Annotated in this window: 21 protein-coding genes; 12 read left to right on the top strand and 9 right to left on the bottom strand. The window is 57.8% G+C overall.

The features are described 5' to 3' along the window. Positions 1 to 59: 59 nt before the first annotated feature. Positions 60 to 503 carry an RrF2 family transcriptional regulator gene (locus AC3YUO_RS07085; RefSeq protein WP_489962330.1) on the top strand — a complete coding sequence of 148 codons (444 nt, stop codon included), beginning with the start codon at positions 60 to 62 and terminating at the stop codon, positions 501 to 503. Between the two features lie 118 nt (positions 504 to 621). On the opposite strand, the gene hutH is transcribed toward AC3YUO_RS07085, so the two are convergent. Then, positions 622 to 2,187, bottom strand: a complete 1,566-nt coding sequence (gene hutH, locus AC3YUO_RS07090) for a histidine ammonia-lyase (protein ID WP_489962331.1) — start codon at positions 2,185 to 2,187, stop codon at positions 622 to 624. 314 nt (positions 2,188 to 2,501) lie between these two features. Next, the gene (locus AC3YUO_RS07095) at positions 2,502 to 3,443 is read right to left on the bottom strand and encodes a 4Fe-4S dicluster domain-containing protein (RefSeq protein WP_489962332.1); all 942 of its coding nucleotides are present in this window, start codon (positions 3,441 to 3,443) and stop codon (positions 2,502 to 2,504) included. 315 nt (positions 3,444 to 3,758) lie between these two features. On the opposite strand from AC3YUO_RS07095, the gene AC3YUO_RS07100 reads away from it, so the two are divergent. From AC3YUO_RS07100 to AC3YUO_RS07120, 5 genes are all read left to right on the top strand, one after another. Next, positions 3,759 to 4,967 carry an ABC transporter substrate-binding protein gene (locus AC3YUO_RS07100; protein ID WP_489962333.1) on the top strand — a complete coding sequence of 403 codons (1,209 nt, stop codon included), beginning with the start codon at positions 3,759 to 3,761 and terminating at the stop codon, positions 4,965 to 4,967. Between the two features lie 157 nt (positions 4,968 to 5,124). Beyond that, entirely contained in the window at positions 5,125 to 6,009 is an 885-nt protein-coding gene (locus AC3YUO_RS07105; protein WP_489962334.1) for a branched-chain amino acid ABC transporter permease, read from the top strand. 3 nt (positions 6,010 to 6,012) lie between these two features. After that, a complete protein-coding gene (locus tag AC3YUO_RS07110; protein WP_489962335.1) occupies positions 6,013 to 7,143 on the top strand; it encodes a branched-chain amino acid ABC transporter permease in 1,131 nt (376 codons plus the stop codon). After that, on the top strand, positions 7,136 to 7,984 hold the full coding sequence (locus AC3YUO_RS07115; protein ID WP_489962336.1) for an ABC transporter ATP-binding protein: 849 nt from the start codon (positions 7,136 to 7,138) through the stop codon (positions 7,982 to 7,984). Before AC3YUO_RS07110 ends, AC3YUO_RS07115 begins: the two co-directional genes overlap by 8 nt. Continuing rightward, positions 7,971 to 8,666 carry an ABC transporter ATP-binding protein gene (locus AC3YUO_RS07120; protein ID WP_489962337.1) on the top strand — a complete coding sequence of 232 codons (696 nt, stop codon included), beginning with the start codon at positions 7,971 to 7,973 and terminating at the stop codon, positions 8,664 to 8,666. The genes AC3YUO_RS07115 and AC3YUO_RS07120 overlap by 14 nt, the downstream gene beginning before the upstream one ends. Positions 8,667 to 8,761: 95 nt before the next feature. Here AC3YUO_RS07120 and AC3YUO_RS07125 read toward each other — a convergent pair whose 3' ends face one another. Beyond that, positions 8,762 to 9,136 carry a helix-turn-helix domain-containing protein gene (locus AC3YUO_RS07125; protein ID WP_489962338.1) on the bottom strand — a complete coding sequence of 125 codons (375 nt, stop codon included), beginning with the start codon at positions 9,134 to 9,136 and terminating at the stop codon, positions 8,762 to 8,764. Positions 9,137 to 9,381: 245 nt separating this feature from the next. On the opposite strand from AC3YUO_RS07125, the gene AC3YUO_RS07130 reads away from it, so the two are divergent. Both AC3YUO_RS07130 and AC3YUO_RS07135 read left to right on the top strand, forming a co-directional pair. Beyond that, entirely contained in the window at positions 9,382 to 10,320 is a 939-nt protein-coding gene (locus tag AC3YUO_RS07130) for a LysR family transcriptional regulator (protein WP_489962339.1), read from the top strand. Positions 10,321 to 10,358: 38 nt separating this feature from the next. Continuing rightward, on the top strand, positions 10,359 to 11,189 hold the full coding sequence (locus AC3YUO_RS07135; RefSeq protein WP_489962340.1) for a formate/nitrite transporter family protein: 831 nt from the start codon (positions 10,359 to 10,361) through the stop codon (positions 11,187 to 11,189). A 42-nt stretch (positions 11,190 to 11,231) separates the two neighbouring features. Here AC3YUO_RS07135 and AC3YUO_RS07140 read toward each other — a convergent pair whose 3' ends face one another. Continuing rightward, a complete protein-coding gene (locus AC3YUO_RS07140; protein WP_489962341.1) occupies positions 11,232 to 11,588 on the bottom strand; it encodes a hypothetical protein in 357 nt (118 codons plus the stop codon). Between the two features lie 11 nt (positions 11,589 to 11,599). Beyond that, positions 11,600 to 12,313 (bottom strand): helix-turn-helix domain-containing protein, encoded by a 714-nt coding sequence (locus tag AC3YUO_RS07145; RefSeq protein ID WP_489962342.1) that lies wholly within the window; start codon positions 12,311 to 12,313, stop codon positions 11,600 to 11,602. 476 nt (positions 12,314 to 12,789) lie between these two features. Here AC3YUO_RS07145 and epsC point away from each other — a divergent pair, with 476 nt between their 5' ends. Beyond that, positions 12,790 to 13,479, top strand: coding sequence for a serine O-acetyltransferase EpsC (gene epsC / locus AC3YUO_RS07150; protein ID WP_489962343.1), 690 nt, complete (start codon positions 12,790 to 12,792; stop codon positions 13,477 to 13,479). Positions 13,480 to 13,506: 27 nt separating this feature from the next. Beyond that, the gene (cysS, locus tag AC3YUO_RS07155) at positions 13,507 to 14,955 is read left to right on the top strand and encodes a cysteine--tRNA ligase (protein WP_489962344.1); all 1,449 of its coding nucleotides are present in this window, start codon (positions 13,507 to 13,509) and stop codon (positions 14,953 to 14,955) included. Positions 14,956 to 15,037: 82 nt separating this feature from the next. On the opposite strand, the gene AC3YUO_RS07160 is transcribed toward cysS, so the two are convergent. Beyond that, a complete protein-coding gene (locus AC3YUO_RS07160; protein WP_489962345.1) occupies positions 15,038 to 16,432 on the bottom strand; it encodes an S-layer homology domain-containing protein in 1,395 nt (464 codons plus the stop codon). Positions 16,433 to 16,602: 170 nt separating this feature from the next. Here AC3YUO_RS07160 and AC3YUO_RS07165 point away from each other — a divergent pair, with 170 nt between their 5' ends. After that, entirely contained in the window at positions 16,603 to 18,177 is a 1,575-nt protein-coding gene (locus tag AC3YUO_RS07165; protein ID WP_489962346.1) for a M15 family metallopeptidase, read from the top strand. A 147-nt stretch (positions 18,178 to 18,324) separates the two neighbouring features. Then, entirely contained in the window at positions 18,325 to 18,861 is a 537-nt protein-coding gene (rbr, locus tag AC3YUO_RS07170) for a rubrerythrin (protein WP_489962347.1), read from the top strand. 188 nt (positions 18,862 to 19,049) lie between these two features. Here the strand turns inward: rbr and AC3YUO_RS07175 are convergent, their stop codons facing one another. The 3 genes from AC3YUO_RS07175 to AC3YUO_RS07185 are packed head-to-tail and all read right to left on the bottom strand — an operon-like array spanning position 19,050 to position 22,011. Beyond that, entirely contained in the window at positions 19,050 to 20,498 is a 1,449-nt protein-coding gene (locus AC3YUO_RS07175) for an OmpA family protein (protein ID WP_489962348.1), read from the bottom strand. A gap of 21 nt (positions 20,499 to 20,519) precedes the next feature. Continuing rightward, on the bottom strand, positions 20,520 to 21,452 hold the full coding sequence (locus tag AC3YUO_RS07180) for a hypothetical protein (RefSeq protein ID WP_489962349.1): 933 nt from the start codon (positions 21,450 to 21,452) through the stop codon (positions 20,520 to 20,522). Between the two features lie 58 nt (positions 21,453 to 21,510). Next, positions 21,511 to 22,011, bottom strand: a complete 501-nt coding sequence (locus AC3YUO_RS07185; protein WP_489962350.1) for a hypothetical protein — start codon at positions 22,009 to 22,011, stop codon at positions 21,511 to 21,513. Positions 22,012 to 22,017 lie beyond the last annotated feature (6 nt).

Raw genomic sequence — 22,017 nt, forward strand, 5'->3', positions numbered from 1 at the left:
AGAGGTAGAGTTGAACCTGTGTACGGCAAGTACGGGCAGAAAGACAGGGGGTGGAGAGGATGATGATTTCCACGAAAGGGCGCTACGCCCTTCGGGTGATGATTGAACTGGCTTCCCGGGAAAACGATGAGCTGGTATCCCTGAAGGAGGTTGCCCAAAGCCAGGAGATTTCCGAAAAGTATCTGGAGTCCATTGTAAAAAATCTGGTGAAAGCGGGTTTTGTCACCGGGCTGCGGGGCAAAGGCGGCGGATACCGCCTGGCCTGTCCGGCGGCTCAGTGTACGGTGGGAGATATTCTGCGGGCGGCAGAGGGGTCGGTGGCTCCGGTGGCCTGCCTGGAGGGGGACGCAGAGCCCTGTCCCCGCCGAAAGCGCTGCGCCGCTCTGCCGGTCTGGACCGAGCTGAACCGGAGAATTGACGAATATCTGGACAGCGTCACGCTGGAGCAGGTAGTGCGGCAGGCTCTGGAACAGGCGGGGGAGACCGCTGAGGTCCGGAACTGATGCTGGAACCGATTGTTTAGACAAAAAAATCCTCGCCCATTGGGCGAGGATTTTTTTGCCCCGGCAGACCCGAAGGTCCGCCGGGGCACAATTCAGGGAGGGGAAAAGACAGCCGAAATTACTCCAGATCGGGCAGAATCTGGTCAGCAATCTCCAGCAGTTCACCGCTGCGCACCATGGCCTCAACAGCCTTGATGTCGGGCCAAATCTCGCGGTCGATCTCGAAGAAGGCGACCTTCTCACGCACGTGCTTGTAGAGGGCCTCGTGCAGAGGAGTGATGCCCTGGCCGTGGGTGTTGAGCTGGCGACGGATGTCGATGGCCTGGCAGGCAGTCAGCAGCTCGTCAGCGAGGACAGACAGGGTGTTCTGGACAATCCAGCCAGCCTTGCGGGCGGCGGTGGTGCCCATGGAGACGATATCCTCCTGGTTGGCGGAGGAGGGGATGGAGTCCACGGAAGCGGGGTGAGCCAGCACCTTGTTCTCGGACACCATGGAAGCGGCGGCATACTGAACGATCATGAAACCGGAGTTGACGCCGGGCTTGGTGGTGAGGAAGGGGGTCAGGCCGTTGGACAGAGCGGCGTTAACCATACGCTCGGTACGGCGCTCGGAAGCGTTGGCGATCTCAGAGCAGGCAATGCCCAGAGCGTCGAAGGGGATAGCCATGGGCTCGCCATGGAAGTTGCCGCCGGAGATAACGGCCTCGTCCTCCAGGAACATGAGGGGGTTATCGGTCACGGCATTGAGCTCGTTGGCCACAATGGCGCTCACATAGTCCAGAGCGTCGCGGACGGCGCCGTGCAGCTGAGGAATGCAGCGCAGAGCATAAGCGTCCTGCACGCGGTCCTTCTGGCAGTTGTCCAGAATCTCGGAGCCCTCCAGCAGCTTGGCCATGTTGCGGGCGACCAGCATCTGGCCCTTCTGGCCACGAACCTCGTGAATACGGGGATCGAAGGCATTGCGCAGGCCGGTGAGGCCCTCGAAGGTCATGGAACCGATGATATCGGCCAGACGAGCGGCACACATGGTGTCATAGAGAGCCAGGGAGCCGACGGAGGTCATGGCGCAGGTGCCGTTGGTCAGGCCCAGGCCTTCCTTGCTGACCAGAGTGTCCAGAGTCTTGATGCCGGCCTTGGCCATAGCCTCGCCGCCGGACATCTCCACGCCCTGATAGCGGGCCAGGCCCTTGCCCAGCAGGGGCAGAGACATGTGAGCCAGAGGAGCCAGGTCGCCGGAGGAACCCAGGGAACCCTTCTGGGGAACAACGGGGGTGACGCCCTTGTTCAGCATCTCGGCCATCATCTCGACCAGGATGGGACGGACACCGGACACGCCCACGCACAGAGCGTTGGCACGCAGCAGCAGCATGCCGCGAACAACCTCGTCGGCATAGGGCTCGCCAGTGCCGGTGCAGTGGCTGAGGATCAGGTTGGTGGACAGCTGGTTGCTCATCTCCTCGGGAACGGCGACCTTCTGGAAGTCACCGAAACCGGTGGTGATGCCGTAGGCCACGCGGCCCTCGTTGGCGATCTTCTCAGCCAGAGCACGGGACTTCTTCATGGCCTCGATGGCGCTGGGAGCGATTTCCACGGTGGCGTTGTAGCGGGCGACAGCGACAAAGTCCTCCAGAGTGAGGCTATGACCGTCCACTACCACATGAGTGATATTCTTGGGATTTTTCATATTCGCATCTCCTTTTATTGCACCGACGATCGGTTTGTCTTGTGATGCTATCATAGCACGATTATTAGTGAATTTCAATCAAAATTCCTAAAAAAATAAAGCGTTCTTTATGCAGTGTTGATATATTGAATTAGTGAAGCAGAGTAAAAAAGTATAAACTGCTAAAAAATGAAGATGGAAAAGCATGTAAACAAGGCAAAATGACCGGGAAATTGCAATTGAAAGTAACCGGTACTACAAACGAAAAATGCCGGAAACCGGAAGAAAATTCTCCCGGTTTCCGGCAAAAAAGACAAAAGAGGAAAAGACAGAATTTAGTTTTCAGCGAGGATTTCCGCCTTGCGCTGGAGCAGATCGTCGGACATAAGCATATCCTGAACCTTCTCAAAGCCCAGGCGTGTGATGGTGTCGGCGAAGCGTTCCTTGGGCTGTCCGTAAGCTTTGAAGAGCAGCAGACACTTCTCAATGAGGGAGAGGACCTCCTCCTTGTCGGTGAGAATCTTGTCCAAAGAGCGGCCCATGGCAGTACGCTTGCCCCAACGGCCGCCCAAATAAATCTGGTAGCCGGTGCTCTGGGCCTCGATGGCCTGGAAAGGACACTTCTTGATGCAGCGGCCGCAGTGGTTGCACTGGGTATCGTCAATCACGGCCTTGCCCTCTTCCATGGAGATCACATGGATGGGACACTCCTTATAACACAGCTGGCAGCCCTTGCACAGGTCGGGGTGGATGAGGGGGAAACGCTGACCCACAATGCCAATGTCGTTCAGATCGGGCTTGACGCAGTTGTTGGGACAGCCACCCACAGCGATCTTAAATTTGTGGGGCAGCTTCACGTCCCGATAGCCCACATAGAAACGCTGGTGGATTTCCTCGGACAGGGCATAGGTGTCGATAAGGCCGTACTGGCAGGTGGTACCCTTACAGGAGACCACAGGGCGGACCTTGGCGCCGGTTCCGCCGGTCTCCAGACCGGCTTCCTGGCGGAGGAACTCCCGCATGGGCTCAATATTCTCAAAGGGGACACCCTGGATTTCCATGGTCATACGGGTGGTAAGCGTGACCTCACCGCTGCCGAAGCGCTCGGCAGCCTGGGCAATGGCAGCGCACTCCTTGGCAGTAATCTTTCCATTGCGCGTAATCACGCGGCCATTGAATTTATCAGGGGTACGCTTGTCCCACAGAAAGCCCAGTCCCTTGACACGGGTAACTTCGCTTTGGGGAATGGAAGTTCCGCTGTTGTTGGTTTGACTCATGATGAAAACCTCCCTATCTTGTGGTGTATCAAGACAGTACACCGGAAACAGTACGGAGCTTGTACCGTTAACATACATTACATTAGAATACGAAACTTGGAAGGGGATGTCAATCAGGAATCACCGAAACCGGAGAAAAAGGGGACGGGAAAGTTGACAAAATTCTGCGCAAAGGAAATGAATTTTTTTGCCAGTTTTTCTTGCATTTAAGAAAACGCTTTGCTATAATAAACCTCGAACTTGCTACGTGGACATCTGTCCGCAAAATAAGAACAAGCTCCGGCTGAACCGGAGCAGAAATGGGAGGAAACAAGAATGAAGCGAATCCTTGCGCTTGCCATGTCCTGCGTGCTGGTCCTGGGTACTCTGGCCGGCTGTGGCAACTCCAATTCCGGTGGTTCGGACGGCTCTGCCTCCGGCGGTTCCGGCGAGAAGGTTGTAAAAGTGGGTATTTATGAGCCCTCCTCCGGTGCCAACGGTGCCGGCGGCAAGAAGGAAATTCTGGGCATTGAATACGCCAACTCTGTGGCGCCTACCGTGGAAATCGGCGGCGAGGAGTATAAGGTAGAGCTGGTGGCCGTGGATAACCAGTCTGAGAACGACAAGGGTGTTTCCGCTGCTCAGCAGCTGGTTCAGGAGGGCGTGTCCATCGCTCTGGGTTCCTATGGTTCCGGTGTGTCCATGGCTGCTGCTCCCATTTTTGAGGATGCCGGCATCCCCGCCATTGGCTGCTCCTGCACTAACCCCGGCGTGACCCTGGGCAATCCCTATTACTTCCGTGTGTGCTACCTGGATCCCTTCCAGGGCAGCGTGCTGGCCAACCTGGCAGTGGATGAGTTTGGCGCCGATGTGGCCTACGTGTTCACCGAGCTGGGTGATGACTACTCCGTGGGTCTGGGCGAGTACTTCACTCAGGAGTTTGAGCGCCTGGGCGGCACCGTAGTGGCCGACCAGAACCCCGCCGGCAACACCGATATGTCCGGCTTTGTCAACGCGGCCAAGGCAGCCAACGCTGACGTTATCTTCGCGCCCAGCTCCACCACCGTGGCCTCTCTGCTCATTGACCAGGCCGCCTCTGCCGGCATCCCCCTCATCGCCGGCGACACCTGGGACGACGCCGTTATTCTGCAGGCTGCCACTAAGTCCGGCGCTGACGTGTATTTTTCCACCTTCTATGACGAGGGTGCCTCTGAGCAGGCCGCTCAGTTCATGACCGGCTTCAAGGAGTGGCTTAATGCCAACAGCGACAAGCTGAACAACAATGGCGGTACCGATACTGTCTCCGCCGTTTCCGCTCTGGGCTATGACGCCTACATGGTGGCCCTGGAGGCCATCAAGGCCGCCGGCAGCACCGACGGCGAGGCTATCTGCCAGGCTCTGGCTGGTGTTTCCTACACCGGCGTCACCGGCGACGTGGTCTTTGACGAAGAGGGCGATGTGGATAAGAACATCATCTTCATCAAGGGCGTGGACACCGAGAACGGCACCTTCTACTCCGTGAAGGAGCAGGGCCTTGCTGATTAACTTAAGGTAAGCTAGAAAAGAAGGCCACGGCGAGGGGAAACCCTCGCCGGGCTTTCTTTCCCCTACCTGTTGCGCCGGTCTGAAAAGCAGTACCCTGAGTGCTGCCTTTCCGATCGGCACAAGCTGAGGGATAGAGAGGTATAGAGGAGAGCGAACAATGGAACTGATCCAAAAAATCCTGCCAACCCTGCTTTCGGGTATCTCCGCGGGAGGACAGTACGCCCTGATTGCCCTGGGCTACACCATGGTTTACGGCATTCTGCGGCTGATTAACTTCGCCCACGGCGACATCTTTACTGTGGCCGGCTTCGTGATGTTTTATGCCATCACCGCCATGCCGCTGTATCTGGCCATTCCCTTCACCATCCTGGTAACGGTCCTGCTGGGCTTTACCGTGGAGCGGGTGGCCTATAAGCCCCTGCGATCCGCACCCCGGATGAGCGTGATGATTTCCGCCATCGGTGTCAGCTACCTGTTGCAGAATCTGATGTGGTATGTCACCGGCGGCCAGGCGCAGCAGTATCCCAGCCTGCCCTGGATTTCCGAGAAGGTCATGGTCGCCGGCGTGGAGACCAAGGTAGTCACGATTATTACCCCCTTCCTGGCGGTGATTCTCATCTGGATGCTGGTTTTCCTGACCAAGCGCACCAAGGTGGGTCTGGCCATGCGGGCGGCCGCCAAGGACTTTGAGGCGGCCCGGCTCATGGGCATCAAGATTGACCGGGTGATTTCGGCCACCTTCGTCATCGGCTCCTTCCTGGCTGCGGTGGGATCCATGCTGTTTTTCACCAACTACTCCACCGTGTCGCCAACCGTCGGCATGATGCCCGGCCTGAAGGCCTTTGTGGCGGCTGTGTTCGGCGGCATTGGCTCCATCCCCGGCGCGGTGGTGGGTGCCTTTATTATCGGTATCTGCGAAAACATTATCCGCAGCCTTGGCTGGTCCACCTTCAGCGACGCCTTTACCTTTGCGCTGCTGATTGTGGTGCTGTGCGTCAAGCCCACCGGTCTGTTCGGTGAGAATCTGGAAGAGAAGGTGTAAGCGATGATCAAGAAACAAAGTAATGTGCGCACCCTTCTCATTACCGTGGCTACCATCGCCGTGTTTGCGGCGCTGTCGGTGGTGGCAGAGTCTGTGGGAAGCAATGTAAAGGGCATGTCCATGCTGGTGCCGGTGTTGAAAAAGACGGCGGTGTATGGTTTGATTGCCGTGTCCATGAACTTGCTCAATGGCTTTACCGGTCTGTTTTCTCTGGGCCACGCCGGATTTATGCTGGTGGGTGCCTATACTTACGCGATTTTGTCCATCCCAGTGGCCAAGCGGGCCGGAGTGTATCAGTACTATGACGGCGGCATCGTTCAGTTCTCCATCCCTGAGATCTTTGGAAAACTGTTTGGAGACACGGTGGGAACCGTCATCGGTATGATGATTACCCTAATCATCGCCGGACTGGTCGCGGCTTTCCTGGCCTGGCTTATCGGCCTGCCTGTGCTGCGCCTCAAGAGCGACTATCTGGCCATTGCCACCCTGGGATTTGCGGAGATTATCCGTACCTTCATCCAGTATGAAGGCTTCGCTCCGCTCACCAACGGCTCCAATACCCTGCGCCAGTACGCCTCCTTTGATAGCCTTTACGCCTATGTGATTGTGGCAGGACTGTGCATCGCGGTCATTGTGCTGCTGGTGAACTCCACCTATGGCCGGGCCTTCAAGGCCATCCGGGACGATGAGATCGCCGCCGAGGCCATGGGAATCAACCTGGCCAAGCACAAGATGATGTCCTTTATTATCAGCTCCTTCTTTGCCGGCTTCGGCGGCGGGCTGATGGCCATGTATATGGCCAGTGTCCAGGCAAAGAGCTTTACAGTCTCCATGACCTATGAGATTCTGCTCATTGTGGTCATCGGCGGCATTGGATCCATCACCGGCTCCCTCATTGGTACCTTCCTCTTTGTGGGGTGCAGCGAGTGGTGGCTGCGTTTCCTGGACGAGAGCGCCAACAACATCGGCGGCCTGAAGCTGCTGGCCCCCGGCTTCCGCATGGTGGTCTTCTCCATCTTTATCATGGTGATTGTGCTGTTCTTCCGCCGGGGCCTCATGGGCACCAAGGAACTGCCCGATCTCTTTAAGCGGCGGAAAAAGCTCAGCGCGAAGGAGGCGAAGACCAATGAGTGAGAATGTGCTGCGGGTCGAAAACGCCACCATGCAGTTTGGCGGCGTGGTGGCCGTGGATAACCTGTCCCTGGAGGTCAACAAGGGGGAGATCGTCTCCCTCATCGGTCCCAACGGAGCCGGTAAGACCACTGCCTTCAATGTCATCACCGGCGTGTACCAGCCCACCAACGGCTGTGTCTGGTTTGATGGGAAGAAAATCATTGAAAACCACCCCCGGGGCAAAATGAAAAAGCTCTATCAGGGGCAGAATAACGGGAAATATACCCAGGTTCTGGCGCCTACACCGGACAAAATTACCCAGCTGGGCATGGCCCGTACCTTCCAGAACATCCGTCTCTGGAAGGAGCAGAGCGTGCTGGACAACGTGCGGATCGCCATGCACTGCCGCCGCAGCAGCAACCTGTTTTCCGCTACTTTCCGGCTCAATGCCAAGGAGGAGGCGGAGCAGACCCGGGAGGCCATGGAGCTTCTGGAACTTTTGGGTCTGGCCCATGTCAAGGATGAGCTGTCCACTTCGCTGCCCTACGGCCAGCAGCGGCATCTGGAGATTGCACGGGCACTGGCCACCCATCCCAAGCTTCTTCTGTTGGACGAGCCTGCGGCGGGCATGAACCCCCAGGAGACCCAGGAGCTGACCGACTTTATCAAACGCATCCGGGATGAGTTCAAGCTCACCGTGCTGATGATCGAGCACCATATGGATCTGGTCATGCAGATCTCTGAGCGCATTTACGTCCTGGACTTCGGAAAACTCATCGCCCAGGGAACGCCGGGCGAGGTACAGAACAATCCTCGGGTCATCGAGGCGTATTTGGGGGTGGCAGACGATGCTGAAGATTGATGATTTGAAGGTCAGCTACGGCGGCATCGAGGCTGTAAAGGGAATCACCTTTGAGGTGCCTGAGCGGAAGATAGTCACCCTCATCGGGGCCAACGGAGCGGGTAAATCCACCACACTGCGAACCATTGCGGGACTGGTCAAGCCCTCCCACGGCCGTATCCACCTGCAGGGTGAGGACATCACTGGCCTCTCCTCGGACCGGATTGTGTCCAAGGGAATTACGCTGGTTCCGGAAGGACGGCGGGTATTTCCTGACCTGACCGTGCTGGAGAACCTGAAGATCGGCGCCTATCTGCGCCGGGACAGCATTGAGGACGATCTGGCCTGGGTCTATGAGCTCTTCCCTCGATTGAAAGAGCGCTCCTGGCAGGCTGCGGGTACGCTGTCCGGCGGTGAGCAGCAGATGCTGGCTGTGGGCCGTGCCCTCATGTCCCGTCCCAAGATTATTATGATGGATGAGCCTTCCCTGGGTCTGGCGCCTCTGGTGGTAAAGGGAATCTTTGAGATTATTCAGGAGATCAACCAGCAGGGAGTCACCGTTCTGCTTATCGAGCAGAACGCCAACATGGCTCTGCGTATTGCCGACATCGGCTATGTGCTGGAGACCGGCAATCTCACTCTGTCCGGCACAGGCCGGGAGCTGCTGGTCAATGAGCAGGTGAAAAAGGCCTACCTGGGCTAAAAATCGAAAAAGAGTGTCCGCAGGGATGCGGACACTCTTTTTTGTTGGAAAAGGGATGGGATGGAAGCGCCGGTGGATAAAGAAAATCCTGAACATCAGCTGTTTGGAGCAGAGGGGATGGAGCGCGCCGGTGGGTATTTATTCAGCAGCCGGACAATCTGACAGCACAGAGAGAGCAGCTCCTCCCGGTCCTGGGGCTCCCAAGAGGAGTACCAGTCCAGCTTCAGCAGCAGCTGGATGGCGTGGTCGTTCTGATCCGGGGAGAAGGCGTCTGAGAGCAGAATGGAGACGGGGATGTTCAGACTCCGTGCAATGCATTCCACTGTGTCCAGATGGGGCGGATGGCCGTGCTCAATTTCCTGGAGGGTAGACTTGGAGATGTTGAGCAGCTTGGCGTAGTGGACCAGCGAGCAGCCCTGAATGGCCCGCAGGGCCCGTAGATTTTTGGCCAGATTTTCTGTGGCTCCCATGATAAGCGCCCCTTTCCGTTTGAGCATAGCACAGGGCGCGTGCGAAATTTGTCGAATTATGGGGAAGAAAAACAATTTATAGGGAAAGAGGACGGAGTTTGGGGAAGCAGCGCAAAATGTTTGACATTTGGGAAAAAAGTTTGTTTTTTAAAGCGGAAAAGGGCGAGGAGGGAGATCAGCCACTGTTTTCCATTCTGAAATTATGATATAATCATTATAATCAATTGGTTATGGGGGTGTTCTCCATGTTTGTAAAGAACCCGGAATATTTCCTGACCATCGTCAAGGAACGGAGTATCTCCCGGGCGGCGGAGCACCTGTATCTCTCCCAGCCTTACCTCAGTCAGTATCTGGCCAAGCTGGAGTCCAATCTGGGCGTGGTGCTGCTGGACCGCTCCCACACCCCGCTGCGCCTCACCCCGGCGGGCGAGGTCTTCCACGCGTACCTGGAGCGGCAGGACTATTTGGATCGGCAACTGGTCAGTGACCTGCGGGATCTGCAGAACAAGAAGCGGCCCATGCTCCACATCGGCGTGTCTCCCTGGCGGGGGTCCACGCTGCTGCCGGATGTGCTGCCTAGGTTTACCAAGGAGTACCCGGATGTGCAGGTGGTGCTGCATGAGGCGCCGGTGCCCGACCTGGCGGATCTGGCGGCGGGCAGCGTCACCGACTTCTGTATCATGCACATTCCCGGTGACCTGACGGACCTGACCTATGAGCTGGTCATGCGGGAGCATGTATTTCTCATTGGAAGCCGGATGCACCCCTTAGTGCGGGAGAGCCACAGCAGCTACGAAGACCCGCAGCCCTTCCCGGATCTGCGCCTTCTGGAGCATGAGCGGATCATCATGCTGCCGCCGGATTGGCGGCTGAGCAAACTGCTGCGCAACACCTTTTCCGTCCATAACGTGGAGCCCCAGAACATTCTCATCACCACCAACAACACCACGGCCATTAACCTGGTGGCCGAAAACATGGGCTTTGCCTTCCTCCAGGAGAGCGGTATTTCCCGTACGCCCTATCTGGACCGGCTGGCCTGCTTTACCATCGGCGACCCGCCGCTTACCTGTCCCATGGCGGTGGTTTATAAAAAGAACGGATTCTTGTCTCCGGCCGCCCGCACCTTTATTGACCTGACCAAGGAATATTACAGTCGCTTTGACCGCAAGGACTGGGACATCTGAACCGAGAAACTATTTGGAGAGGAAAGAGGAAGGATATCATGAATCAGAATCAGTTTTATTCTCCTGCTGAAGTGACCGCCGCATACGCTGCGGCTGGAGCGGACAAAACCAGAAAGCCCACGGTTGTCCTGGTGCTGCTGGGTATTCTGGCCGGTGCGCTTATCGCTCTGGGCAGTGCAGCCACCAACACCGCCATCTACGGCATCGCGGACACCTGGACGGCCCGGACCATTTGCGGCCTGCTGTTTCCCTTCGGCCTGGGCATGGTGGTTATGACCGGAACGGAGCTCTTTACCGGCAACAGCCTCATCACCATTTCGGTTCTGGACCGGCGCTGCTCTGTTCTGGGGATGCTGCGCAACTGGGTGATTGTTTACCTGGCGAACTTTGTTGGTTCTTTTCTGGTGGCTGCGGGCTGTGCCTTCTTCGGCCAGATGAACTACTCCAATGGGCAGCTGGCTGTGTTCACCATGAAGCTGGCTGCGGGCAAGTGTGCGCTGCCTTTCCAGAACGCCCTGGTGCTGGGCTTCTTCTGTAACCTCCTGGTGTGCCTGGGCGTTATGCTGGCTATGTCGGGCAAGGACAACGCCAGCCGGATTATGGGCGCGTTCCTGCCGGTCTGCTACTTCGTCATCTGCGGCTTTGAGCACTGTGTGGCCAACATGTACTACATCCCCGCCGGTCTGCTGGCCAAGAGCGTGCCTGCCTACGCTCAGCTGGCTGCTGAGATGGGTGTGGACCTGTCCGCCCTCACCTGGGGCAATTTCCTGGTGAAAAACCTGGTGCCTGTTACCATCGGCAACGTGCTGGGCGGCGCGGCCCTGGGTGCGCTCATGTGGTTCTGCTACCGGCCCAAAAAGACGGCTTAAGGTTACATAAAAAATCCTCTCTTCTTTGGAAGAGAGGATTTTTTATGTTCCGGCCAGCCTGCGGCGGACCCACAGGTAGCCCAGCGCGCCTGCCTGATAAGCCAGAAAATCCCAGGGGTCAAAGATGGCTCCCGCCTTCCACAGAGGTGCCAGTATCTCCCACACAAAGCCGCAGGCCAGCAGCAGGGGAACCGTCTGCCTCCAGGAGCGGATGGGGGGAAGACGGCCCAGCCGCAGCAGCAGATCCGCCCAGGCGGCCAGAAAGAGTCCGGCAAAGAGGTCGTTGGCGTAGCACACCAGAAACCACTGGACGAAACCAGCGGTCACGTGGCGCAGCCAGAGGCGGTTGACGATGTAAAATCCTGCGGTCCCTGCACACAGCAGAAGGTCCGTCCACAAAGCCCGGCGCCTCACAGGAGGGACAAAACCAGGACGGTGAGGATAATGCCCACCACCACAGCTCCCACCATGCCCCAGAAGGAGAGAGGCTTGCGGTCCGAGGTAAGCTTTAGCTGGCGATGGGAAAGAGAGGTCTGTTCCAGCAGCTCCTCCGGCGTGTCCCCAGCCACGTCCGGATAAAAGAAGAAGTAGCCTTCATAGGAGCCGGCGATCGCCTCCAGAATCTTGTCCACCTGGTGGGGCGATAGCCCATGACCCAGGATGATGGGAGCTTCGTCCGTCAAAGCCTCCGCCTCCAGGGTGTTGAGGGGGTGTGCCAGGGGAGAGTCCTCATCAAAATAGCCGGTGCGGGAGAGCTTCTTCAGCTCGTCCACAGGGCGGACCCACTCGCAGGGCGTGAGCAGGAGCGTATAGCCGCACTCCGATTTGCCCTGCAGGTTAAATCCGCAGGCGGGACAGAATTTGTCCATTGGGGTGACGATTCCGCCGCAGCTGGGGCACAGGGCAGGTGGCCGTTCGTCGGCGTGTTCCTCCCCCAGCAGCAGCCAGTCGGCAGAGACGCCGAACAGCCGGCACATCTCGGTGATGTAGGCCACGTCCGGGTTGGTCTGGCCGCTTTCCCATTTACTTACCGCCTGGCGGGATACGCCCAGCTTTTCTCCCAGCTGCTCCTGGGACAGTCCGGCCTTCTTCCGGGCCAGAGAAATGCGCTCATATAATTCCATGGGCAGCCTCCTTATGGAAGCGCAGCCGCTTCCTTTTTCTGTCACCAAGATACCAAAGATGGGGTCCAAACACAAGAAAAAGAAGCTGGAAGTTTGTCAACCTCAGGTTGACAGGGGCAGATCCGGGCAAAAAAGCCGGGGAAAGGGGGCTTGGACTTGACACCTGGGCCGGGGGATGATAATATAATGTCCTGTAAGCGCGAGGAACGGAAGAGTAGCATCCACGTCAAAGAACAGAGAGGGCCCTTCACCGGCTGAAAGGGGGCCTGCGGCGGCGGGATGTGAAGTGCGTCCGGGAGCGCGGCGGGTAATGCCGCCCGGTTCGGCCCCGATATTGGCCGGATGAGTGAAAAATGAGAGTGGAACCGCGATTTTGTCGCCTCTTATGCCTGTGCCGGGCATGGGAGGTTTTTTTGATCCCCTTCAAACCGGTGCAGGGCCTTGTCAACCCAGTCTGACCGGAAGAAGGAGGAGCCATGTTCAAATCACTCAGCGAGCTGTTGGGGGCCTACCAGCGCCGGGATCCGGCGGCCCGCTCCAAGCTGGAAATCTTTTTGCTGTACCAGGGTGTCCACGCCGTGCTGTATCACCGGCTGGCCCACTGGCTATACTGTCACCACTGCAAGTTTTTGGCCCGGTTTGTCTCCCAGTGGAGCCGCTTCTGGACGGGAATTGAGATTCACCCCGGAGCCAAAATCGGCCGCCGCCTGGTCATTGACCACGGCATGGGCATTGTCATCGGCGAGACCGCCGAGGTGGGAGATGACTGCCTCATCTACCATGGCGTCACCCTGGGCGGCACGGGCAAGGACCACGGCAAGCGCCACCCCACCATTGGCAACAACGTGCTGCTGAGTTGCGGAGCCAAGGTGCTGGGCCCCTTTAAAGTGGGGGACAACGCCCGCATTGCCGCCAACGCGGTGGTGCTCACCGAGGTGCCCCCCGATGCCACCGCCGTGGGCATTCCCGCCCAGATTGTCCGCATTGCCGGACGCACCACCCACTACGCCGACGACGTGGACCAGACCAGCGTGGAAAACCCCACGCTGGAGAAGCTCTCCGCTCTGTCCGCCCGGCTGGAGCTGGTGGAGCGCCTGCTGGATGAGCAGTTCATGGCCGGGAAAGGCCTGTCTGCCTCAGAACGTCCCATACAAACAGAAGAATAAAATGTTCAAATAAGGGAGAAGAACACTATGCTGCTTTATAATTCCGCTACCCATAAGAAGGAAGAGTTCCAGACCCATACCCCCGGCCACGTGGAGATGTATACCTGCGGCCCCACGGTGTATCATTTTGCTCACATCGGTAACCTCCGCTCCTACATCATGGAGGACGTGCTGGAGAAATTCCTGCGCTATGTGGGCTATGACGTCAACCGGGTCATGAACATCACCGACGTGGGCCATCTGGCTTCCGACGCGGACACCGGCGAGGATAAGATGCTCAAGGGTGCCAAGCGGGAGCACAAGACGGTAATGGAGATCGCCCAGTTCTATACCGACGCCTTTTTTGAGGACTGCCGCAAGCTGAACATCCGCCGCCCCGACACCGTCCAGCCCGCCACCGGCTGCATCGACGAGTATATCAAGATCGTCACCGGCCTGCTGGACAAGGGCTACGCCTATGTGGCCGGAGGAAACGTGTATTTCGACTCCTCCAAGCTGGATCGTTACTATGTCTTTAATGACCACGACGAGGAGGATCTGGCCGTGGGCGTCCGGGAGGGCGTAGAGGAGGACACCAACAAGCGCAACAAGAACGACTTTGTCCTCTGGTTCACCAAGTCCAAGTTTGAGGACCAGGCTCTGAAGTGGGATTCTCCCTGGGGCGTGGGCTATCCCGGCTGGCACATTGAGTGCTCCGGTATTTCCCTGAAGTACAACGGAGAGTACCTGGACCTCCACTGCGGCGGCATTGACAACGCTTTCCCCCACCACACCAACGAGATTGCCCAGTCGGAGTCCTATCTGGGCCACCCCTGGTGCAAGCAGTGGTTCCATGTCCACCACCTGAATACCACCACGGGCAAGATGTCCAAGTCCAAGGGTGAATTCCTCACTGTCTCCCTGCTGGAGGAGAAGGGCTACGATCCCCTGGCTTACCGTTTCTTCTGCCTGCAGAGCCACTACCGCAAGGGTCTGGTCTTTTCCTGGGAGAACCTGGACAACGCCGCGGGCGCCTATCAGAAGCTGATTGCCAAGATTGCCGCGCTGAACCCCGAGGACGGGGAGGTGGACCAGGCTGTGCTGGAGGAGTACAAGGCCAAGTTCACCCAGCAGGTGGGTAATGACCTGAACACCTCCATGGGCGTGACCGCCCTCTATGATGCCCTGAAGGCCAAGACCAACGGGGCCACCAAGCTGGCCATTCTGGACAGCTTTGACCAGGTTCTGTCCCTCTCTCTGCTGGACAAGGCGGCCCAGCTCCGCCAGGAGCAGGCCAAGGCCAAGACCGCTCAGTCTGCCGGAGGCTACACTGTGATCGGCGAGGGCGATGCTGCCATCGACGCCCTGGTTCTGGCCAGAGGCGAGGCCAAGAAGGCCAAGAACTTTGCCGAGGCCGACCGTATCCGCGACGAGCTGAAGCAGCAGGGCATTGAGGTGACCGACGTGCCCGGCGGCGCGGTGTGGAAGCGTGTGTAAAGGTGAATAACCTGTCATCTATGAATGGATAAAAAGGAGGCGTCTCTCACAGAGACGCCTCCTTTTTGCTTTTGAGTTACACTTACAATAAATCAAGAACCTGACAGAAGACGGCGGCCGCCTCTCCCCGGGTGAGCTGTCCGCCGGGATGAAGGAGACCGGCGTTGTCACCAGCAAAGAGCCCCAGAGCAGTGATGTTGTCCACAGCCTGCTGTGCCCAGGGAGAGATGTTGGCACTGTCCGCAAAGGCGGGCCCCTCTGCCTCGGGCAGCTGGAGGGCATAATTCAGCATGACCATGGCCTGTTCCCGGCTGATGGGGGCATCCGGGGTAAACCTGTCTTCCCCAGTACCGGCAACGATGCCCAGCGAGGCGGCCCGGAGGATTTCAGCCTGGGCCCAGCAGTCCTCCAAATCGGTGAAAGCAGGGGTTTCGCCCAACGACAGTTCATCCAGCGCCCCTCTGGGTCCCAGGGCAGAGACCAGCATAGCGGTGAATTCCGCCCGGGTGATGGGGGTGTTGGGGCGGAAGTCGCCGCCGCGGGTGTGAAGGGCTACTCCGCTGTCGGCCAGCCGTTCAATGCTGGGTCTGGCCCAGTGACCGGCGATGTCGTCAAAGTAAAAGGAGTTCTGATCCAGCCACTGGAATCCGTAATCCAGGATGGCGGCAGCATCAGTATGGCGGTGAGTGTCGTTATCCGACTTCATGATAACTGCGATGATCCGCCGTCCATCTCGGACCGCAGTGGCAGACAGACAATAGCCAGCCTCGGGAATGGTTCCGGTCTTGAAGCCGTCACAGCCCTCGTAGGCGTAGTCGGTGAGCAGCTTGTTGGTGTTGGCGTAGGTTTTACCGTTGAATTTGACGGAGGGGAGGGAAGTATACTCCAGAATCTGGGGGAACCGGTCGATGAATTCACGGATCAGGATGGCCACCGAGCGGGCGGTGAGGTAGTGGGGAAAGGCACCGTGGCAGTTTTCGTACTCGCCCACCATACCCAGACGCTGAGCGGTCTGGTTCATCCGGGCTACAAAGGCCTCCTCACTGCCGGAGATAAACTCGGCCATGACGATGCAACTGGCGCTGGCGGAGGGGATAAGAATGAGCTTCAACAGTGTCTCCACGCTGACCTGTCCGCCGGAGGGAAGGGCTACCATGGCGGGGTAGCTGGGATCCCGGGACTTTTTGGCGTTTTCGGCGCTGATAGGTACCATGGTATCCAGAGTGAAGCTGCCCGCCTCCAGTTCTTCAAAGATGATGTAGGCAGTCATAATCTTGGTCATGGAGGCGGGGACACGCAGGGAATCGGCGTCCTTGGCGTAGATGGTTTCACCTGTGTCATAGTCGATGACAATGGCGCTTTCAGCGTGGATATTGGGTTCCTGGGGCTGGGCTGCGGAGGCGGGGAAGGTGCTCAGAAGAAGCAGCAGGGCGAGCAGAGCGGAAGTGAGCTTGACGTTCGCGGAGGCTGATTTCACAATAACCCATCTCCTTTTTATAAATCTCCTTACCTTAAATGAAATCGCAAATAGGGAAAAAAGTCAAGTCCTGGGAAAAGAAAGAAAAGCGCTTGCCGACGGAATTGGGGCAAGTTATAATGGAGGGCGATGAGAGGTGTCCACCGCTGCTGTGAAACGGAGGTAGACCAATGACACGGAATCTGACCGCCCTTCTGCTGGCGGGAGCCATGCTGTTTGCTCTGTGCTCCTGCGGACCGGGCAGCCAGCCTGGAGAAGATGTGTCCTCCGGCGGGCTGCCGGGAAGTGCTTCCGCACCGCCCGATCCCGCGCCTGATGGTTCCAAGGAAGAGGAGTCCCCACCTGAGATGGACCCGACACCGGAGAAGCAGCCTCAGACACCTGCGGATACCCTGGTGTGGGAGTCTGATCATGAGCTGGACACGGAGTTTCGGCCGGAGAACCACGGAGGACTGGAGCTTCCGGTGCGGGGGGCCACGGGGTACACTTCGGTGGAATTGGGCTTGTGGGAAATTCGCCCCGATTTGATGCCGAAGCCGGAACCGGAGCCTACACCGGAACCGGAGCCTGCGCTGGGGGAGAATGCCGGTGGCTCTGCCCAGCCAGAGGAAAGCGAACCTGACGGAACCGCTCCGAACGAGCAGACAGGGGAGGAGGGCGCAGAAGTTGGTCCCTCTGAAACGTCTTCTGGACAGGAGGGCACGGCATCGGAGGGAGCCCGACCGGAGCAGAATCCATCCGGATCCGGGGAGGCAAACCAGGAGAGCACGGCAGTACAGGCCGGCGCATCCCAGAGCGGGGGAGCGGCTCAGCCCCAGACCCAGCCTCCCCAGCCGGAACCGGCGCCCGACCCCTTTGCCGGGGCCATGGCCGTGCTGGAACCGGGCACACCCTTTACTATTTTGGAGGAGCAGAAGGACTGGTGGCGTGTACGGTGTGAGCAGGGGACCGGCTGGGTGGAGCACCGGTACTGCATGATCAATCTGCCCGATGTCATTCCCTCCATGGTGTACCACGCCACCAACAGCTTCAGCTCTCTCTACCGTACCAGCGGGAAAACCATTCCCGGCATTACGGGGAAAGCCTTCTATTCCGGCAAAAGCTATAACGAGCGGCTGGGGCGGGAGGAGTACAAAATGCCGGTGCTCTACTCCATGGCGCAGAAAATTGCCCAGGCCCAGCGGGCGGCCCTGGAGGAGGGAAATACCCTGGTGCTCTATGAGGGCTACCGGCCGTACAGCACCCAGAAGGCAGTGCGGGATGCAGTGAGCAAGATGGCGGAGAAGGACCCGGAGGTGAAGGCAGGGGTGAGCGATCCGCCCTGGAGCCGGACCTGGTTTATTTCCAACGGCTACTCCAACCACCAAAAGGGCTTTGCCATCGACGTGAGCCTGGGCAAGGTGTGGGAGACGGAGGTAAAGCAGTGTGGGAGCTGCTCCTATCTGCAGGTGACAGACTATTCCCTCTATGAAATGCCCACCCAGATGCACGAGCTGAGTATGGCAGCAGCTACCTTTACTGCGCCGGTGTCTGTCAATTCCAACACCGCGTGGAAGTCGGCAAAGCTGGCTTCAGGTATGAACGAACCGGCGCTTGGCCTGCAGCGCTATTGTACCGGCGCGGGACTGACGCCCCTCTCCTCAGAGTGGTGGCACTTCAATGATCTGGAGACCAGAAGCCGCGTGCAAAATCGGCCCGGAACGGGCGGCTTTGAAATCAAGGTATGCTTGAGTACTGCACCATAAAAATGAGAAGATTTGCGTGTTTGGAGTTCAAAAAAACTTAAGAAAAGAAAGGAAGAAAATGATTGACAAAGCGATAAAGCTATGATATCCTTTAAATACAGTTAATGATAATTATTACTATTTAATACAAATGAGGAGGACTAAATTATGCCTGAACTGAAGGGAAGCAAGACCGAAGCCAATCTGTGGACCGCGTTTGCCGGCGAGTCCCAGGCCCGCAACAAGTACACCTACTTTGCCTCCAAGGCCAAGAAGGACGGCTATGTCCAGATCTCCAAGATTTTTGAGGAGACTGCCGCCAACGAGAAGGAGCACGCTGAGATTTGGTTCAAGCTGCTGAACGGCATCGGCACCACCGCCGAGAACCTGAAGGCTGCCGCCGAGGGCGAGAACTACGAGTGGACCGACATGTACTCCACCATGGCCAAGGAGGCCAAGGAGGAGGGCTTTGACCACATCGCCTTCCTGTTCGAGGAAGTGGCCAAGATCGAGAAGGAGCACGAGGAGCGCTACCTGAAGCTGCTGGCCAATGTGGAGGGCGGCCTTGTGTTCTCCCGCGACGGCGACATGATCTGGCAGTGCAGCAACTGCGGCCACATCCACGTGGGCAAGCAGGCCCCCGAGGTGTGCCCTGTGTGCGCCCACCCCAAGGATTACTTCCAGCTCAAGGCTGAGAACTACTAATTCGCATCCTTCGGATTTAAAAGAAGGCCGGCATCCACAGGCTGGGCCCTGCAGGATAAGCCCCATAGGTACACAATGTGTACCTATGGGGCTTAATGTTATAGATGGAGATTTGGAGCGGGATGAAACAGCGGCAAGCCATATTTTAAATGGCTTGCCGCTGTAGTTCTATCTGGTTTTGATTTCTGTTACGCGTTCAGCAGTTCCTGCGCAATGGGATCGTTGGCGTCCATGACGATGACCCGCCGGTTTTTGGCACCCTCGCTCTCCACAAATTTGCCGTTGGCATCCCGATCCTGGCCCCGGACAAAGGGATCGGCTTCAAAGCCAAGGCCGATGGTGGTCAGCTGGTTCTCGGGAACACCGAAGGCGCTGACCAGAAGGTTTTTGACCGCCGCAGCCCGGCGGTTGGACAGATCCACTCGATCCTGCTGATCTCCGTCAGTGGCTGTGGTACCGGCCAGCAGAATGGGATGGTCCGGATGGGCAAGGATGACTTCGGCCACGGGCTTAAGTGCCTCCTTGGCAGCCGCCTCATCCAGGAAGACGTCGCTTTCCGCCTTGAACATTACCTGAGTAGAGTTGAGCTCAAAGGGGGTCTCAAAAACCAGAGGCTCCTCCTCCACCGTAACCGATCCGGCGGTACTCTGTTCCTCTGGACCGTGGATTTTGAGGGTATACTGAATGGTGTCCTTTTTATCTGCCCAGACGTAGATGAAATAGGTGGTGTCGGGGGACAGCGCCAGACTCTCTGTGGCCGCCTCTCCGCTCTGATTTGCATTCAGTGTGTAAGCGTGCATCGTTTCACCGTACACATCATAAACACGCAGACAGAAATCTCCGGTTCCAGGGGTTTTATTTACTGTGGTAACCTCGTAGGTGGCGTTCTCCACCGAGTTGGTGGTAAAGGCGTACCACTGGCCCTGGCCGTCGCTCACCTTGCCGGAGAGCTCGGTTTCCAGAGGGATCATGCCTCCGTCGTCCTGGTTAGTGCCGGCGAGGATCTCCTGTCCAGCCACGGCGCCCACCGACTCAGACACGCTGCCGGCGGTGGAATAGCCGGACTTCTGCTCCTCAGGGTCCCGAATGATGAGAGAATAGGAGATGAGGTCCCCCTTATCGGCCCAGATGTAAATGTAATAGGTAGTGCTGGCGGGCAGGTCCAGATCCAGAGTGGAGGCACGTCCCGCCTGATTTGCGTTCAGAGTATACGAGTGCATGACCTCACCATAGGCATCGTAAACGTTCAGGCAGAGGTCGCCGGTATCCAATGTTTTATTTACGGTGGTGATCCGGTAGGTAGCGTTCTCTGTGGTGCTGGTGGTAAAGGCGTACCACAGGCCGCCATCCTGAGTGGTCTTTCCGGTAAGCTTGGTGTTCAGGGGCAGCAGCACCGCGTCATTCTGATTGGTGCCGCCCCGGAGCACCTCAGCGGCTTCACCCATGGACGCAAGACCGTCGGTTACCACAGTCAGCGAGCCGTTGTCCGGCTTACTTACCTCCTGAGAGGAAACGTCCTGTGTAGACTGGGAGCTGTCCGTTCCCTGGGACGAAGTATCTGGTGTAGTTTCCCCACCGCAGGCAGTCAGGGACAAAACCAGCGCTAAGGCCAGCATCCATGCAGCAGTCTTTTTCATGTTTTTTCTCTCCCTTCCCGGTTATCTCTGTACGCCCTCTTCGGGAGCGTGGATTGTCAGAGAGTATTGGATGGTATCGCCCTTATCCGCAGCGAGACGGACGTAGTAGGTGGTTTCAGGGGGCAACTCCAGGTTCAGGGTGGCCGCCCTTCCGCTTTGACTGGCGTCCAGGGTATACTGGTGCATCATATCTCCGTACTGGTCTACCACCGTCAGAATCAGATCGCTGGTCCCACGGGTCATGTTGACGGTGGTCAGGCGGTAGGTGGCGTTCTCAGCGGAATTGGTGGAGAAGGCGTACCACTGGCGCGCTCCCCGGCTCACCTTGCCATCCAGCCGGGCGTTGAGGGGGACGAGCTGGGCATCGTCTTGGTTGGTGGCGGCGAAGATCTCAAGTCCCTCTGCAGCCTCAGGCCCAGGCTGGGCTATGTTGTTTTCCGGCTCCTGACCATCGGGAGTGCGGAGAATGAGAGAATAGGAGATGACATCACCCTTGTCGGCCCAGACCTTCACGTAATAGGTGGTCTCAGGCTGCAGGTCCAGATGCAAGGTAGCAGCCCGTCCTCCCTGGCTGGCGTCCAGCGGGTACTGGTTGAGCTGATTTTCCTCTTCATCATAGACGCTCAGTCTCAAATCGCTGGTTTCCAGTGTCTGATTGACGGAAGTAATGGCGTAGGTAGCATTTTCTGTCTCATCGGTGGTAAAGGAGAACCACTGAGTCTCCTCCTGGGCAGTTTTGCCCTTCAGCTTCGTGTCCAGGGGGATGTCCTGGGCGCTGTCCCGGTCGCTTCCTCCTGTCAGCTCCACCACCTGAGGCTGCTGAGTCTGGGAGCCGGAGGCCGACGTGCTCCCGGACCCCGAGCCGCTGCTGCTTGGTGCTTTCTCCCCGCAGGCGGCCAGCGTCAGCAGCAGCGCAGACGCCAGCGCCAGGGATAACAGGTTCTTTTTTCTCATGTGGTATTTCTCCCTTCTGATATTCCCTCTCTTGTTTTGAGCCTATGGCGGGCAGCGGTCAGGAGTGTTTGGCATCCTCTCTGGCCTGCTTGGCCCGGTTGGAGGCTACGTAACCATCATAGGTGCCTTGATACCGGTTTGCCTGATAGGTGTAAAAAGCTTCTCTCTTTTCAGCCTGATGACGGTTCCAGGCCCGCTTGTTCTGGATCTCCCAAGGAGTCGGACCGGGGGATGGCTTGGGGGCGTTGCTTCCCAAGAGCCAATCGCCTACCGCCTTGCCGGTACTGTCCGCAAAGCGCTCCACCACACCGCCCTGTCTCCGCGGGGCCTGCCGCTGCTGTGGGGTAAGATTCGCCCCGGCGAAGAAGACCAAAAAGCGCTCTCCCAAGGGGACCAGAAATTTGTAGACCAGGTACAGCATGGCCAGCGTGGCAAACAGCTCCAGCAGGCTGCCCTGGCCCTGAAAAAAGGCGTCCACACTATTTAGCCCTAACAGGAACAGGCCGAGCAGCATGAGGTACCGAAAAAACTTTCCCATCAATTTCCCAATGAAGTTCATAAAGAA

The organism is Pseudoflavonifractor sp. HNCC25GI2, assembly GCF_058136395.1.